This is a genomic window from Rhizobium etli 8C-3 (assembly GCF_001908375.1).
In the GTDB taxonomy this organism is placed as follows: Bacteria; Pseudomonadota; Alphaproteobacteria; order Rhizobiales; family Rhizobiaceae; genus Rhizobium; species Rhizobium etli_B.
In genome coordinates, this window is record NZ_CP017243.1 from 85,516 (window position 1) to 99,115 (window position 13,600).

The window sequence follows — 13,600 nt, forward strand, 5'->3', positions numbered from 1 at the left end:
TCGGCATGTCCGTCATGGCGACCTTCGCCTTGGCCGGCCCCATTCTGGGCCTGGCCGCGCTTCTCGGGCTGATCATCGCCATTTTCCAGGCTGCAACGCAAATCCAGGAACAGACCATCGCGCAGATCGTCAAGATTTTCGTGATCTCCATCACCCTGCTGCTGTTCGGCCGGGTGCTGGCAACGCCGCTGATCGAACATTCCGTTCATATCCTGAACGACTTCCCGACCATGGTTCAGTGAGGCGGGGCGGATGGGGCCGGATCATCTTCCGCTCGTCGGCATCGAGGTCGCGGCACCGGCCGCAGCCATGCTCGGCGCCGCCCGCGCGCTCGGGATCCTGCTGATCTTCCCGATCTTCTCGCTGTTCAGCATCGTCGGCATTCTGCGTTTCGGCCTGGCAATCGGCCTTTCGGCGCCCTCCGTCGCCTTCGCCTATTCGGTGCTGGCTATCGGAGATACGTCCTGGTTCGATCTGGCCGCCCTTTCGATGAAGGAACTTTGCTTCGGGGCGCTCATCGGCATGGGGCTCGGCATTCCCTTCTGGGCGGCCCAGGCGGCGGGTGATATGACCGATGTCTATCGCGGGGCCAATGCCGCCAATCTCTTCGACCAGATCAACGCGCTGGAAACCGCGCCGCTCGGCTCGCTGATGATGTCGATCGCCCTGGTGATTTTCGTCAGCGCCGGCGGCATCATCGATCTGGTCGCGATTTTCTACAAGTCGTTCGAGTTCTGGCCGCTCTTCAAGCTCATGCCCGCCATGCCCGACGATCCGCTCGACATGATCCTCGGTGTATTCGGCCGGCTGTTCAAAGCGGCCGGATTGCTTGCCGCCCCGTTCATGATCGTCACCTGCGCGCTCGAATTGTCGCTGGCCTTCGTTGGCCGCTCGTCGAAACAATTCCCGCTGAACGATAGCCTGCCGGCCATCAAGAACTTCGCGGTCGTGGTCATTCTCGTCATCTACACGGCCTTTATCTCCAGCTATTTCCACGATCTCTGGATCGACGGATTCAACGAGGTGAAAGCCATGCTGGAGGTGACCCATGGCCAAAAATGACGATACCGAGGAAAAAACCCTGCCGCCGAGCCGGGTGAAGCTCGATCGGCTCCGCCGCGAGGGCCAGGTTCCCCGCTCGAAGGAAATCCCGGTTGCGATCTCCGTCCTTGCCATCGCCGTCTACGTCACCTGGGGCTTGCCTGATATCCTCGAGGATTTCACCCGCAGTTTCGATGCCGGCCTTCAGTCCGCCGCGCGAGCCGACGTCTCCGACGCCGTCACTGTCGGCTTGAGCGAAACCGGCGTGGCGCTGCTCGATCTCATCTGGCTGCCGCTTGCCATGGGTCTTGCCGCGACCATCCTGGTGTCGATCCTCGACGGGCAGGGGTTTCCCGTATCGTTCAAACATATGAGCTTCGATTTCACCCGGCTCAATCCGTTCGAGGGCATCAAGAGGCTTTTTTCGCTCGCGAGCATCGCCGAGTTCGTCAAGGGGCTCGTCAAGTTTGTCCTGCTCGCAACCGCCGGCGGCGGTGCGATCCTCTATTTCCTCAACAGCATCTTCTGGTCGCCTCTTTGCGGAGAAGCATGCACGCTCTCCACGACAGCCCATCTCCTCGGCTCGATCCTCGTCATTGCCGCCGGCATCATGGTGGCGGCGGCGTTTTTCGATATCCGCATTTCGCGCGCGTTGTTCAGGCACGAACACCGCATGACCAAGACCGAGGCGCGGCGCGAATACAAGGATACCCAGGGCGACCCGAAGCTGAAATCGGCGCGCCGGCAAATCGGCGCGGAAATGCGCAGCAGCCCGCCGCGCAGGCAAGGATCAGGCCGGCAATGAAAAGCGGGAGCCTAAGCCGCCCGCTTGATCTTCGCTTTGCGGTTCCGGTGGTCGGGCGTCTCAGACGCCCGATTGGTTGTCACCTACACGCGTCCAGTTCTTCACATCGTCCAGCGTGATATCGGAGAGGAACGTCACGCTGGCAAGTGAGCTGTCGGTGCGGAAGACGTTGCTGCCGTGGGAGAACGCCCCGCCATCGATGGTGACGTCGGCGTCGATCTGCTTGCCGCCGTTGGTGCGCACGAGCGTGGTAAAGCCGTCAGCGACGAAATCCTTCAGATAGAACCTCGTGTCGGCATTGATCTGGAAGATCTTGTCGGTCGCGCCCTTGGCGGAGCCACCGATAATAGTGATGTCGCCGGCGCTTTTTACCGTCAGCGCATCCTCGCCGACATTCTGCCAATTGACGTTTTCGAGCGTCGCGCCGTCATAGACGTGGATTCCGTCGGCGCCATTCTCGCCGAGATCGACATTCTTGAGCGTCGCGCCGTTCTTGAGAATGAACAGCGGCGATTGGGTTTCGGACTGGCCGCCATCGCCGAGCTTGGACGAGGCCGTATAGGTCGCGCCCTTGCCGTCGAACACGCCGCCATCCACGACGATCGGCTCGTTGACGACGATGACGCTGCCCTCTTTCGAGAGGTCGGGTTTTTCCGTCGTGGTCTGCAAAGTCGTGGCCTGTTTCTCGTCGGATGGATCCACCTTCTTGGAGTCGGATTGCCAGTTGATGTGCTTGCGCAGCAGATCCTTGGGGTCGGAATCCATGCCGTTTTCCGACGTTTCCCGCGAATTCGGCACATAGGAGGTCAGTGTCGGCGGGTTGCCGGAGAAATCTTCGAAGGGCGAGACCTTGCGGGTTCGGATGGTGGTGAAATCCGTGTCGGCCCTATTGCTGCCGCCAAGGCAATCGGACTCAAGGTCGAAACGGGAGGTTCTGTCGAAGTCTATGGGCCTTTGTCCATCTACGCCACACATTGCATTCATCCCCAGTTGGTCTCGTCTACTTCACTTGCTCTATCAGCCCGGCCTTTGTTTGGAGCCGGCAGCGTTCCGGATTTGCCCGATCTCTCCGATGGTTTCGATCGTTATATCCCTGTCGATCTCCTCCGCCGCCAGCACCGGAATGCGGCAGTTGTGGTGGATCATCAGCGTCTGGGTGAGCAGGCGCCACTCGCCCGGCACGATGATGATGGGATCGTATCCCCGCTCGTTGGCGTCCTCGAGAGCCTGCCTGGCTTTCTCGGCCAGCAGGCGCAGCCTTTCGGCTATCTCGATCTTCTCGGTCGCTCCAGCGGCGTCATAGGAGCGGATGAAGTGGTCCCATTCGGCGGGAAGCACCAGCGCCGGCAGCAATCCGCGCCGGTCGAGAAGCCCGAAGGCGATCTGCTTGACCAGCGCGGCGCGCGCCATTTCGGCCAGGGCATCCGGCGCGTGATCGGTGCCGGCGTGCAGCATCACTTCCAGCAGTCCGCGCGGCTGGGAAAGCGTCACGCCGGAATCCAGCAGGCGTCTGACGACCGCGACCGTCAGCATCAGCGGCACCTGGGTGGCGACGTCGATCGCCAGTTTGCCGAGACGCGGTTCGAGGCTGCCCAGCCATTGTGCCGCGTCGTCGACGCTGAACAGGGCGCCGATATGGCGGCGGACGATGCGCACGATGCCGTCGGCAATCTGTTCGGCCGTCCGTTCGGGACCGCAGCTGACGAGACCGGCGGGCACGTTTTCGACCTGAAGGTGGATCAGATCCTCGGCCATGCGGGGATCGGCGTTGAACGTCGGCACCGTCACGGAGACGCCGACGGCGCGCGCCGCCATGCGGATCCGCCCGTCCAGCATTTCGCCGAGTCGCATCGCCTCAAGCCGCGCCAGCGTTTCCACCGCGACGGTGGCGATGACGGGATCGCCATATTTCGTCCTGTCGAGCGGATAGGAATTGGCGCTTTCCACGGCATTCGCCGATGCGGCCGCGGCTGGGCCGGCGCGCCGGCGATGCACCATGAAGGCAAGGCCCGCCAGACACAGGCCGATCGCGCCGAGCACGCCTGTGGGAAATCCCGGCACGAAGCCCGCGCAGATCGTCAGCGCCGCCGCAATCGCCAATGCACGGGGCTCCCGGAAGAGTTCGCGGCCGATATCGCTGCCGAGACTGCCGTTGCCGTCATCGGACACGCGGGTCACGACGATACCGGCCGAGACTGCCATCAGAATGGACGGAATCTGCGACACCAGACCGTCGCCGATCGACAGCAGCGTATAGAGATGGGCGGCCTCGGCGAAGCTCAGGCCCTTCTGGAAGATACCGATCGCCAGGCCGCCGATGAGATTGACGGCGACGATCACCAATCCTGCGACCGCATCGCCCTTGACGAAGCGCATGGCGCCGTCCATCGCGCCGAAGAACTGGCTCTCCTGTTCGAGACGCGACCGGCGCTTCTGCGCGGCTTCCGTGCTGATATGGCCGTTGCGCAGGTCGCTGTCGATGGCGAGCTGCTTGCCCGGCATGGCGTCGAGCGTGAAACGGGCGCCGACCTCGGCGATGCGCTCGGCGCCCTTCGTCACCACGATGAACTGCACCAGCGCCACGATCAGGAAAATGATCAGCCCGACGACGACATTTCCCGCAACGACGAAATCGCCGAAGGCCATGATGATCTCGCCGGCATCGGCGTCCGCCAGCACGAGCCGGGTCGAGGAAATCGTCAAGGCCAGGCGGAACAGCGTGCCGATCAGAATGACCGCGGGAAAGGTCGAGATTTCAAGCACGCTCTTCAGATAGGTCGTGGTGATCAGCACCACGAAAGCGAAGGAGAGATTGAAAGCGATCAGCACGTCCAGAACGATTGTCGGAAGCGGCAGCACCAGCATCGTCACGACGGAGGCGAAAAAAACCGCAAGCAGCATATCGGTGCGCTGCGCAAGCATGGCGAAGGCGGATGACCTTACCTTCATGATCCGGCTTCCGACGCCATCGCCTATTCTTGTTCGCTGCTGGAAATTTCGGCGAGCTTCGGCTCGGCATTGCCGGCAGAGGCGAAATTGACCGTATCGTCCTCACTGTCACGGGAAACGATCATCTGGTCTTTGCCGATCTCCTTGATGCGCCAGCCGCTCGAAACGACATCGCCTTCCTCGTAGCGGCGGCCGTCGGAGCCGATGATGAACCTGACGGGCGTATAGCCGGCGGCGGCAACGAAGCCGTCGAGACCGGAAGAGAGGGCGGTGAGATCGACGATGGAAACGGAACCGCGCCGGCTCATCGAGGCGATGATGCTGCGCAGCTTGGTCTTGTCGGGCAGGCCGAGAGGCCGCGATCCTTCGCCGATGCGAATTTCGTCGGCGGTGGCGACGATGCTCAGATCTTGGGGAAGCTGCGCCATACGAATGGCCTGGCGGATTTCGGCCGCGATCGCCGCCGCCGCCGGCGCCGGTTCGGGTGCGGCGGAAACCCTGACGAGCGGGGCTTCGTGAGCCGGCGCATCGCTGTTGTAAAGGCCGGCCAGCAAAAGCAACGCCGCCAGCCCGAGAAGGCCGGCAGCCGCAATCCGGCGCGGCGCGAACCGCACGCGCCCGGCGCCGAGACCTTCGAGCTCACAGATCGTGCCGTCGAAGGAGATGGTCTGTCTCTTCGTAAGGGTCATTGTCCGATCGCGCGGGATGGAACGACCGTCGATCACGACGTCATCCCGCAACGCGGTCAACGACACCGTGTCGGAGCCGCGGGAGCGCTGCAGACTGATGGCAAAGGCGGGTTCCGGTTTGGCGCCTAGGACGATCAGGTCACAATCGGCGCTGCCGCCGACCACCTGCCGCTCTGTCGTCAGCGGCAGATTGGAGCTGCGCCCGGCGCGCGTGATGCGCAAGACCGGTCCGCCGCTGCCTGACGCAGCGTTGCCGGCGTTACCTCTGAATGTCGGCGAAGAGGAATCTAGATCCATAACCATCTTGTTCCCGAACCGTCCGTCGAGCGGCTTTTATTGTCTTCGAAAGCGGGGAAGCGAGACGGGCGAACCCGTCTCGCCATTGTTTCAATCAGCCTGGGCCGATCTTCTTGATGGCGTTTGCGACGCCGTTGATCTTGGTGATTTCGGTTGCAACCTTCAGGCTCTGCTCGGTCGCTTCGTTCTGGGCCGACTTGAAGGCGGAAATCGCCGAGCCGATGCCCGCATCAAGTGTCGAAGTACTAGCCATGTCTTGAACTCCTTGCATGGTTTTGGCGGCCAGAGCCTTGCAGAATTCAAGATCGAATTCAATAGCTTATGTTAAAAAGTTATTAATTCGCGATATGTACAACAAATGCGCGAAATGGATATCCGTCCTGTTCCCAGAGGACCGATGATCTGCAACAGTAGATCGGATAATTATTAATAGACTGGATTCCGTACTCACTGCCTGCCTTCGTTCATTAGTTGTCGGGCGATATCCGGATCGTGAGGTAAACTCAGATGTTTGCGCGTTTTGTTTACATGGCCGCTATCGGACTGCTGGCCTCCTTTCCTCCATCGGCCGGCGCCAGCGAGCGGGAGGTGCGCCTGGATGTCGTCTCCCTGCCGCTTGGCGAAGTTGTCCAGACGCTGTCCTTCATGTCCGGCATCCCGGTCACGACAGTCGGGACGCTGAGCGGCAAGGTCGAGCACTGGTCCGTCCGGGAAAGCGGAGCCAAGGCCTTCGTCAAGCTTGGCGATGCCAGCAATCTCTTCGTCGCCTATGACGGCAGCCGCATCATCATCGCGCCGAAGCAGGAGGTCTCCACCGTCGTCCTCGATCGCGGCGGCCGCAGCTGGAAGACCGAGCAAAACGCCATTCGCGCGCTGTTCCCGCTGCTGCCGGACGATGCGCTGCGTGAAGATCCCGCCAGCGGATTGGTGCTGGTGCGCGGGCCCGCGGTCTTCACCAAGGCCGTCGAAGACGTGCTGAGCCGGCCGCAAGCCGACAGCATCAAGGTCATCAAGGGCGGCCAGTTGGAAGTCCTGACGACGAACAACGGTGCCTGAGCGGCTGATATGAAGGCGCTGAAGTCTCTCAGGCAGTTGCTGGAGATCCGCAGCCTGCGGGCGGATAATCTTTCCCGCAGCCTCTCTGAGGCGCGGGCGGACGCCGAAAACGCGCGGGAGCGGGAAACGGAAGCCTCCGAAGCGCTCGACATCGCGGCAAGCCTGGCCGCCGGCAATCCTGTCGTCGACGCATTGCGCAAGAGCGGCGCTATCTCCGCCGCCGAGCTTCAGGACGCGCTGATGCGACAATCCGTATTGCGCAGCCATGAAGCCGTTGCCGGCCTATCGCTTGCGCAGCGCAAAGCCGACCGGCTGGCTGCGCAAGAGCGGGCAGAACACGTCGCCGCCGATTTTTCGCGGGCACAGAAGGCGGTATTGCGCACCGAATTTTCGCTTGAAGCAGCGGAGAAAATCGACCGGTAGGGAGCTAAGAACCAGCAGATGAACCAACCGGCTTCTGTTCTTCCATCTCTTCCTCGACAATCGAGCTGACGAGGGCAACGACCCGGCTGCGCACACGCGGAGAAAGGAGCAAAACGTCGTCTATCAGACGCCGTCCCTCCGCCGTGGAAATGTAGGCAATCTTCTCATCGATCTCTGTTATGATTTGCTGGCCCTGAGTGGTTTCGGGATCTGGAAGACCTTCGAAAAACCTCGAAACAGGGATCTTGAGGCAATTGGCAAGCTCGTAGAGCATCGAAGCGCTGACGCGGTTCTTACCGCTTTCATATTTTTGTACCTGCTGCAAACTGACCCCGATGCCGGCGCCGAGATCCCCTAGGGATACATTCGACTGCATTCGGCGGATACGGATTTGCTGTCCGACATGCCGATCAACTGGATGCACCAACTCGCGCGCTACATTCGACTGTTCGGCTTGCGCAGGCCTCGAAGTCCGGACCTGTGCTGCTGCATAGCGCTTCATGGTGGACACCCCGATGGAGAGTTTCACGCGGTGCGCCCCCGCTGAAAACTCGCTAAACCCACTGATCGGGGAGTTGGAAACCGTACACGACGGTCCTGTGGCCTTTAGTTCCGAGGAACCTGGACATACGCCACAGGCTCCTCGACCGAAGGTCAAGGAGTGTGATGCCGTTACGGCCGGCATCAACCACGTGTAGGGGTTTCCACACCCCAGGGCAGCGCGTACTGCCCTATCGAAAAAGATAGCGGGAATCCGCCCGCTGCGCAACCGAATTCTTTACAAGATTCAATGGCTTCCCTTTACGCTCGGACACTTGCCTCAAAAGCGAGAGGTCACGCTTCGGGCGGTAAAGTGGTCAGAAAACCAAAGGAGGTGCGATCAGCGGAACGCCCATTGCGAGGATTGTCTGCCCACTCTCCCGGAAGAGATGACGATGACACCTGGGAGAGCGCGGACGTCGTGGCGATCGAGGAGACGGACGATACCGTCACCGTACTTCTCTGGCATCTGAAATACTCGCAGGCAGTAATGGGGCGCCGGGCGGACGATCTTTACCTCGTTTGCGGTCAAGCACAGAAGGGGGTGAAGGGGACATGGAGCTTGAAGAACCTCATCAACCACCTGACCGTGAGAGAAACATCACATCTTAAGGGCCGGGCCCGTTTCATTCGAGGCAGCCTGAATGACTTGGCCACGCTTCGAAAGGCTGCCCAACGCAAGTTCATCGAGTACCGGATCGGGATTGTACAGCCGGGTCTTAACGGTGAAAACATACCCGCAGAACATCTTGCGCTTCTGGGAGCGACTGCCACTTCATACTGTCTGTCACCGGGTGTCCCCTAATGACTGTCGCGAACCGCACCGATCCAGCTTAGCTGCCGGCCACCGTCTCCAGCGGCGCTACTTTCCATGACGGCAGGGCCGCCGCGAACTGTCACGGCCTTCTTGGGGCTTTCGATATCGAAATTGACGTTGTAGCGGTTCCACTCTGTAACAGCGGCAGAGCCGCCGACAAAATCAGGGGTAGGAATGCTCGATGTCCTGCCGATTGTTGCGGCGGGTGCATAGCTGCAGTGCAACATAGACGCTGGCTTCATGGCGCTGGCCCGAGTATTGCTATTTTCATCGAAGCGATGCTTCCTCCCGCAACGCTTCGAAGTTTAGACGGCCCACTCCTCCTCCCAAAGGGACGTCTGTGGGAACAGCGGCACTCCTCCTCCCAGGTCGCCGTTCGGTTCTTTTAGGAAAGCCTGCCGCACCTCCTCCCGCGGCAGGCTTTTCTATTTCGGGGCGATGGGCCGTCAGAGCCCGAGATCAAGTTGGGACTGGGGTCGTGCATTGCCGATCGGAGGTCGTCAGCGTTGAAAGCGTGACGCCGAGCAGCCGCACTGGCCGCTTGAATGGATAGACAGTCGCCAATCGACGGGGCATCGTTCGATGGTGTGCTCGAAGATCTTGGCTGGTTCGGCAAACGGTTCACGCCGGACATGCGCGCCGATGTGCTGCTGTTTCGAGCGGGAGACCGGCGGCTGGTTGCCGTGGATCCCAAATGGATCCCGCTTCGGCTAACGTTGCGTTTTTATAAGATCGACAGGACGCGTTTGGCAAGCAACCAAGTTTTCCTATCTCCAGCGCCGGCTGCGGGCGAGGGCCCGGTCGCGTCTTTGAAGGCCATGATGTTCGGCTGCGTCAAGAGCGCGGCCATGGTCTATGACGATCAACCCATCGTCGACCATTTCCGGCGGATCGACGCCGAGAGGATCATGGGCGCGAAATTTCGCTCTGCGCAAGTAAGGCACGAACCGTCGAGACGGCAGTTCCTAATGAGCTCATCGAAAGGTCATATCATGCTGAAATACAAGCTCTACGTACTCGTGGTAAAAGCCGACGGGAATCTCGCGATCCTCGCCGCGCTTGCCATGGTTCTTACCGCGATATGGCGCGGCGTTTTACCTATAGGAAGTTTCTACTAAAAGACTGGAGGTGCAGGATCATTCCTGCACCCTCCTCACATATCACCACGTTCGCAGTACGCGTGTCACCTATCTCTCACGCGCAACAGCGGAAACGACAAGGTCTGTCATTTGAGAGTTACCCGGAGCGCCCCACCAGTCGCAGAGGGACAGGTAGGAGAAGTCGCTCACACTGTCACCGTAGCCGATCACTGGGCGACCTGGATGCTCCGTCCGAAGCTTTTTGAGCAGAAATTGTGAGGCCACCCGTTTTGAGATCGCAGGCGGAACTAGCGCAAGGTTATTGCCGTTGTGGTGTCGAACCCAACCCCGTTTTTCTCGAATGATCGGCACAATCTCTTCAAGGCGTGAGCCGTCTCCGTCAATCTCTTTGAAGACAACATATGTCGCGAGATCAGCTTCCATCACCGACCAGCACCGGATGTGGACGCCAAGTTCCCTCGCCTTGGTCCTGCCCTCATCGAGGAGCTTATCGAAAAAGCCGGCAAGCGGCCGGAGCTCCCTTGCGACGACCTCATGCCATTCGGCGTCAGGCTTGCCGTCCTTTTTGAGGATGACGGCACCGTTCGATACGATTGAGTAGCTTTCAAACGCGATCGTAACGCGCGAAAGAGCCTCAGAGCCGCGCGCCGTAACCGGGATGGCCTCCGTGGAGACGAGCAGCCACTCGACAAAGGCAGCTTGAATCTTCGTCATATAGGAGTTGCTTCCATTAATGGATTTGGACGCCAATACCAGATCGGCTTCCGCAATCTCCGGTATCTTTTTCTTGGTTTGAAACAAGGTGTCGTCGAGGTCCACCAGAGCAATGGGCTTCATATGCGTACTCCAAAATGCGACTGGTTAAATATTTGATCGATTGCCAGATGTGAGCTTTCGCGGATTCTCCATTGGCAATGAATTTTACGATACGGAATTTGTCACATCTCAGTTTCCTTGACCTGCGCGCCGAGCTCGTAAGTAGACATACGTGGAGATTAGGAGACGTGCCGGATCAGCGTGACGGCGCGGTAGGGGGCGATCTTTCTAGGGGAGACGACATACGGGACGCCTTTGTTGTCGATCAGGTACATGAGGGCCGCGAGTTCTGGATCGGTTGGCGACGAGACGTACACCTTTTCCGGCACACGTCGCAGGATGGCCCTGGTCGCCTCCGCAATGCCCGGCTTTACTCGGTTGATGTTCGTTACGGCGTCCTCCCCCATCACCCAGGCGACGGCAGCGGCGGCGGCATCGCGATGCGCCCGGCGGGTCTCGATACTCCAGACGCTCGGGATTTCGGTTGCAATCACAGTGGAGACATCATTCCACATACCATCCACGAATGATCGGGAAATATCGTGTTCCGCGAGATTATCCCACTGGACGCAGGCGTGGAAGTCACCGGGACCGACGAGGGCAGCGTTGAGGATCGAGCGGCTGATAAGCCCGGATACGGTGCATCCTAGCATTCCGGAGGGAATAAGCCAGTCGTCGCCCGATGCGGCGAGCCATGCGCAGCCGCAGGGGTCGGCCAATACAACTAGCCGCGCAGGCCGGTCTGAGTAGTCCTTGAAGCTCTTTTCGAGTTGGTTCGCAATTGCTCCTTTGCCCGTCCAGCTATCTACGAAGACGATGCTCTCGACAGGACGCCTGGCAAGAATGTGGCGCATAGCCTCGTCGTCAACGCCCTTGTCGCGAATGATCGACAACCCGTAGTGTCCGACGTCCCGGCCGAGTAAGGCGATGGCCCTCTTGAGAAGGATGCCGAAGGGCACGCCGGCGCGGACCAAACTGACAAGGGTAATAGGACCCTCGACCGACTGCACGATCGCGAGGGCGAGGCGTGCCGTCTCGGCGCCCATGCGCGGGCCACCAGTGGCCATGGCCTTAGCAAACAGCTCCATGTATTCGCGGGTCGGGGCCATCTCGGCGGAAATCATTTCCGAGTAATGCCGCCGCCCGGATTGGATGGCCTCTTCCCTCGTGGCCGTGTCAGTAGGCTGAATATCCACTCTCTTGAGAAGGAGCGTCACGTCGTATTCGGCGTAGGAGCCTAGTGTGGCAGGGGAGGCGATGCTGTCATAGGTATCCCCCATGGGAGTGATGTCCTTAGATAACGCGACAGCAGTGTTGTGTCGCCGTGGACTGGCGGAAATGTCCGATCGAGTGAGCCGATTTCGAAGCGGCAGACCGCATGGCCTAAGGCGGCTTCATTCACCTTCTACGTCTGAAAGGACAATGGGATCGCCCAGTGCGGACATCAGGCTGGCACAGACATTTTCCGGGCCTGTCTCCGAGCAGAGTATAATTTTCGAGTACAGCGCTGGATCGACGTTGTAGAGGTAATGTGGAACTGTTCCGCCGTAGTTGTCGGAGAACGAAAGTACTGAACCGATCGCGTGGCCTTTCGACAGGGGAGAACGCGTCACGGATGAATAGAAAACCTCAGCGCCCTCCTTTTCCAAGCGCTCCGCAAGCAGGAAGGGCTGCCACACGTGTTCGCCCGTTCCGAGTACGAGGGTAATCCCGTCATCGGCAGCGTTTGCATTGAGACCCTGCAAGTGATCGACGACGCCGAGACGCGCCCAGTCTCGAGCGACGTCGGGACAGACCTCGGGCCGCTTAGGACGGTCACAGGAAGGGACCTGCGGAGTAGCTGCCGTGAAATCCCCACGCGGAGTCCAACTGTACCGTCCGGAAACGATAGTAGCCTCACTGACTGTTCCCGTGATCTCCGCGCGGGCAGCGCCTTCTGACCAGTCGGTAAGCGTAAGTAGGACTGTGTGCTTCAGCTTCAAACGAATTTTTGCGGGAAGGGCAGCGAAGATGTTGGCAAATGTCTTACCTGTCGAAGCCTCATCGTCAACGAGTACCAAGCCGGTCGCACCATGAACCAAGTCGCGGAGCCTTGCCTCGCATGGTTCGTGCAGGAGGTGCCGCGGGGCATGGCTATGCTCTTCCTCAAATTCGCACAGCAGCGGCAGTTTAAGATCATGGCGAGTGGAGCAGATATATATTGCATCGCCGCGACCAGTGAGTTCGCGGAACCGCCGATGGACACCCGCACCAAGGCCAATGCCCGCTTCGGCTATTCCGATGAACAAAACCGGACCAGGAATATCGGCAGGAATCTGACGTGCAAGGAGGTCGAATGCATTTCCCATGACCGAAGGGCGGATCGGCAGGAATCGACCAAGAACCTTGGAAACAAACAGAAACGAGCGGTTCGGGTTGATTCGCTGCCCGAAGCCGAACATCTCGATGGGGGGTACAAGGCTTCGATCCACGTGAACCGAGATAGTGCCGTCGGCGAGTTGCGCAGAGTATGTTGAAGGATTCACCATTGCCAGCTTTCGAAAGTACGGACGTTTACCGTGGAAAAAATCCGTGCCATATGTTTCCGTGACGCCGCACGCTCATTGGCGTCTCGTTGACGAGCAGGGTAGCACTTACCTCTCGAGGCTCAGAGTGCATCCGCGCCACGATATCGCAGGAGAATTCGCCGGCCCTTGGCGCGAAGGCCAGCACGGCGCGAGCGCCTCCCTGGTTTCAGCTTCGTTGGGGCTAAATCCCGATCTGAGGCCTTCCTGCCCCGTCGATGCGGCTCGTGACCCATCTCCGACAAAGCGACTGGGGCGATAGAAATAGAGTTTACGTCAGTTCATCCTCGCTCTCTGCGGTGAATCAGTAGCATGAAGTGAAGCAAGGGACGTGCCACTCGGACATGCAGCACGAATGCGAGCTGAATAGGCACCAGAACTCGAATATTGCATTCCAGGTCTCACGCGGCAGATGTCCAGATTGCCGGGAAATTTCGTATTGCATCCATAACGGCTTTGGGCGACGGATTGCGGGACCTGCCATGGCAAGCGCGTGCGGTCGC

At 59.8% G+C, this 13,600-nt stretch carries 15 protein-coding genes and 2 pseudogenes; 7 read left to right on the forward strand and 10 right to left on the reverse strand.

Annotated elements, in window-relative coordinates; all coding sequences use genetic code 11:
- Positions 1–14: 14 nt before the first annotated feature.
- The 3 genes from AM571_RS22950 to AM571_RS22960 are packed head-to-tail and all read left to right on the forward strand — an operon-like array spanning position 15 to position 1,846.
- Complete coding sequence (locus AM571_RS22950; RefSeq protein ID WP_225881834.1) at positions 15–242, forward strand: flagellar biosynthetic protein FliQ; 228 nt, start codon at positions 15–17, stop codon at positions 240–242.
- 10 nt (positions 243–252) lie between these two features.
- Positions 253–1,062, forward strand: coding sequence for an EscT/YscT/HrcT family type III secretion system export apparatus protein (locus tag AM571_RS22955; protein ID WP_004672591.1), 810 nt, complete (start codon positions 253–255; stop codon positions 1,060–1,062).
- On the forward strand, positions 1,049–1,846 hold the full coding sequence (locus AM571_RS22960) for an EscU/YscU/HrcU family type III secretion system export apparatus switch protein (RefSeq protein WP_011053325.1): 798 nt from the start codon (positions 1,049–1,051) through the stop codon (positions 1,844–1,846). Before AM571_RS22955 ends, AM571_RS22960 begins: the two co-directional genes overlap by 14 nt.
- A gap of 60 nt (positions 1,847–1,906) precedes the next feature.
- Here AM571_RS22960 and AM571_RS22965 read toward each other — a convergent pair whose 3' ends face one another.
- The 4 genes from AM571_RS22965 to AM571_RS37065 form a co-directional block, all read right to left on the reverse strand.
- Entirely contained in the window at positions 1,907–2,821 is a 915-nt protein-coding gene (locus AM571_RS22965) for a pectate lyase (RefSeq protein ID WP_004672592.1), read from the reverse strand.
- A 42-nt stretch (positions 2,822–2,863) separates the two neighbouring features.
- Entirely contained in the window at positions 2,864–4,795 is a 1,932-nt protein-coding gene (locus AM571_RS22970) for a flagellar biosynthesis protein FlhA (RefSeq protein ID WP_018247140.1), read from the reverse strand.
- A gap of 23 nt (positions 4,796–4,818) precedes the next feature.
- Positions 4,819–5,781 (reverse strand): hypothetical protein, encoded by a 963-nt coding sequence (locus AM571_RS22975; RefSeq protein ID WP_018247141.1) that lies wholly within the window; start codon positions 5,779–5,781, stop codon positions 4,819–4,821.
- Between the two features lie 94 nt (positions 5,782–5,875).
- Positions 5,876–6,034 carry a hypothetical protein gene (locus tag AM571_RS37065; RefSeq protein ID WP_004672595.1) on the reverse strand — a complete coding sequence of 53 codons (159 nt, stop codon included), beginning with the start codon at positions 6,032–6,034 and terminating at the stop codon, positions 5,876–5,878.
- A gap of 254 nt (positions 6,035–6,288) precedes the next feature.
- Between AM571_RS37065 and AM571_RS22980 the strand changes: the two genes are divergently transcribed.
- Both AM571_RS22980 and AM571_RS22985 read left to right on the forward strand, forming a co-directional pair.
- Positions 6,289–6,837, forward strand: a complete 549-nt coding sequence (locus AM571_RS22980; protein ID WP_004672596.1) for a hypothetical protein — start codon at positions 6,289–6,291, stop codon at positions 6,835–6,837.
- Positions 6,838–6,846: 9 nt separating this feature from the next.
- Positions 6,847–7,260 carry a hypothetical protein gene (locus AM571_RS22985; RefSeq protein WP_004672597.1) on the forward strand — a complete coding sequence of 138 codons (414 nt, stop codon included), beginning with the start codon at positions 6,847–6,849 and terminating at the stop codon, positions 7,258–7,260.
- Positions 7,261–7,264: 4 nt separating this feature from the next.
- Here the strand turns inward: AM571_RS22985 and AM571_RS22990 are convergent, their stop codons facing one another.
- Positions 7,265–7,762 carry a helix-turn-helix domain-containing protein gene (locus tag AM571_RS22990; protein WP_018247142.1) on the reverse strand — a complete coding sequence of 166 codons (498 nt, stop codon included), beginning with the start codon at positions 7,760–7,762 and terminating at the stop codon, positions 7,265–7,267.
- A gap of 393 nt (positions 7,763–8,155) precedes the next feature.
- Between AM571_RS22990 and AM571_RS22995 the strand changes: the two genes are divergently transcribed.
- Positions 8,156–8,605, forward strand: coding sequence for a hypothetical protein (locus AM571_RS22995; protein ID WP_237358603.1), 450 nt, complete (start codon positions 8,156–8,158; stop codon positions 8,603–8,605).
- On the opposite strand, the gene AM571_RS23000 is transcribed toward AM571_RS22995, so the two are convergent.
- Together AM571_RS23000 and AM571_RS37585 are read right to left on the reverse strand one after the other, a co-directional pair.
- Positions 8,602–8,859 carry a hypothetical protein gene (locus AM571_RS23000; protein ID WP_018447059.1) on the reverse strand — a complete coding sequence of 86 codons (258 nt, stop codon included), beginning with the start codon at positions 8,857–8,859 and terminating at the stop codon, positions 8,602–8,604. The genes AM571_RS22995 and AM571_RS23000 overlap by 4 nt on opposite strands.
- 204 nt (positions 8,860–9,063) lie before the next feature.
- Positions 9,064–9,181: pseudogene (locus tag AM571_RS37585) on the reverse strand (DNA polymerase IV); the annotation flags it as partial.
- Between the two features lie 5 nt (positions 9,182–9,186).
- On the opposite strand from AM571_RS37585, the pseudogene AM571_RS38215 reads away from it, so the two are divergent.
- Positions 9,187–9,534: pseudogene (locus AM571_RS38215) on the forward strand (DUF4334 domain-containing protein); the annotation flags it as partial.
- Between the two features lie 270 nt (positions 9,535–9,804).
- Here AM571_RS38215 and AM571_RS23010 read toward each other — a convergent pair.
- From AM571_RS23010 to AM571_RS37590, 3 genes are all read right to left on the reverse strand, one after another.
- Entirely contained in the window at positions 9,805–10,554 is a 750-nt protein-coding gene (locus AM571_RS23010) for a hypothetical protein (protein WP_004675991.1), read from the reverse strand.
- A 158-nt stretch (positions 10,555–10,712) separates the two neighbouring features.
- A complete protein-coding gene (locus tag AM571_RS23015) occupies positions 10,713–11,813 on the reverse strand; it encodes a cysteine protease StiP domain-containing protein (protein ID WP_004675992.1) in 1,101 nt (366 codons plus the stop codon).
- A 114-nt stretch (positions 11,814–11,927) separates the two neighbouring features.
- Positions 11,928–13,061 carry a phosphoribosyltransferase domain-containing protein gene (locus tag AM571_RS37590; RefSeq protein WP_011053330.1) on the reverse strand — a complete coding sequence of 378 codons (1,134 nt, stop codon included), beginning with the start codon at positions 13,059–13,061 and terminating at the stop codon, positions 11,928–11,930.
- Between the last annotated feature and the right edge of the window lie 539 nt (positions 13,062–13,600).

What these genes read in the sequence shown, in the direction of transcription:
- AM571_RS22950 (WP_225881834.1), top strand. Translation starts at nt 15, where the DNA reads ATGGCGACCTTCGCCTTGGCCGGCCCCATTCTGGGCCTGGCCGCGCTT.
- AM571_RS22955 (WP_004672591.1), top strand. Translation starts at nt 253, where the DNA reads ATGGGGCCGGATCATCTTCCGCTCGTCGGCATCGAGGTCGCGGCACCG.
- AM571_RS22960 (WP_011053325.1), top strand. Translation starts at nt 1,049, where the DNA reads ATGGCCAAAAATGACGATACCGAGGAAAAAACCCTGCCGCCGAGCCGG.
- AM571_RS22965 (WP_004672592.1), bottom strand. Translation starts at nt 2,821, where the DNA reads ATGTGTGGCGTAGATGGACAAAGGCCCATAGACTTCGACAGAACCTCC.
- AM571_RS22970 (WP_018247140.1), bottom strand. Translation starts at nt 4,795, where the DNA reads ATGAAGGTAAGGTCATCCGCCTTCGCCATGCTTGCGCAGCGCACCGAT.
- AM571_RS22975 (WP_018247141.1), bottom strand. Translation starts at nt 5,781, where the DNA reads ATGGATCTAGATTCCTCTTCGCCGACATTCAGAGGTAACGCCGGCAAC.
- AM571_RS37065 (WP_004672595.1), bottom strand. Translation starts at nt 6,034, where the DNA reads ATGGCTAGTACTTCGACACTTGATGCGGGCATCGGCTCGGCGATTTCC.
- AM571_RS22980 (WP_004672596.1), top strand. Translation starts at nt 6,289, where the DNA reads ATGTTTGCGCGTTTTGTTTACATGGCCGCTATCGGACTGCTGGCCTCC.
- AM571_RS22985 (WP_004672597.1), top strand. Translation starts at nt 6,847, where the DNA reads ATGAAGGCGCTGAAGTCTCTCAGGCAGTTGCTGGAGATCCGCAGCCTG.
- AM571_RS22990 (WP_018247142.1), bottom strand. Translation starts at nt 7,762, where the DNA reads ATGAAGCGCTATGCAGCAGCACAGGTCCGGACTTCGAGGCCTGCGCAA.
- AM571_RS23000 (WP_018447059.1), bottom strand. Translation starts at nt 8,859, where the DNA reads ATGAAGCCAGCGTCTATGTTGCACTGCAGCTATGCACCCGCCGCAACA.
- AM571_RS23010 (WP_004675991.1), bottom strand. Translation starts at nt 10,554, where the DNA reads ATGAAGCCCATTGCTCTGGTGGACCTCGACGACACCTTGTTTCAAACC.
- AM571_RS23015 (WP_004675992.1), bottom strand. Translation starts at nt 11,813, where the DNA reads ATGGGGGATACCTATGACAGCATCGCCTCCCCTGCCACACTAGGCTCC.
- AM571_RS37590 (WP_011053330.1), bottom strand. Translation starts at nt 13,061, where the DNA reads ATGGTGAATCCTTCAACATACTCTGCGCAACTCGCCGACGGCACTATC.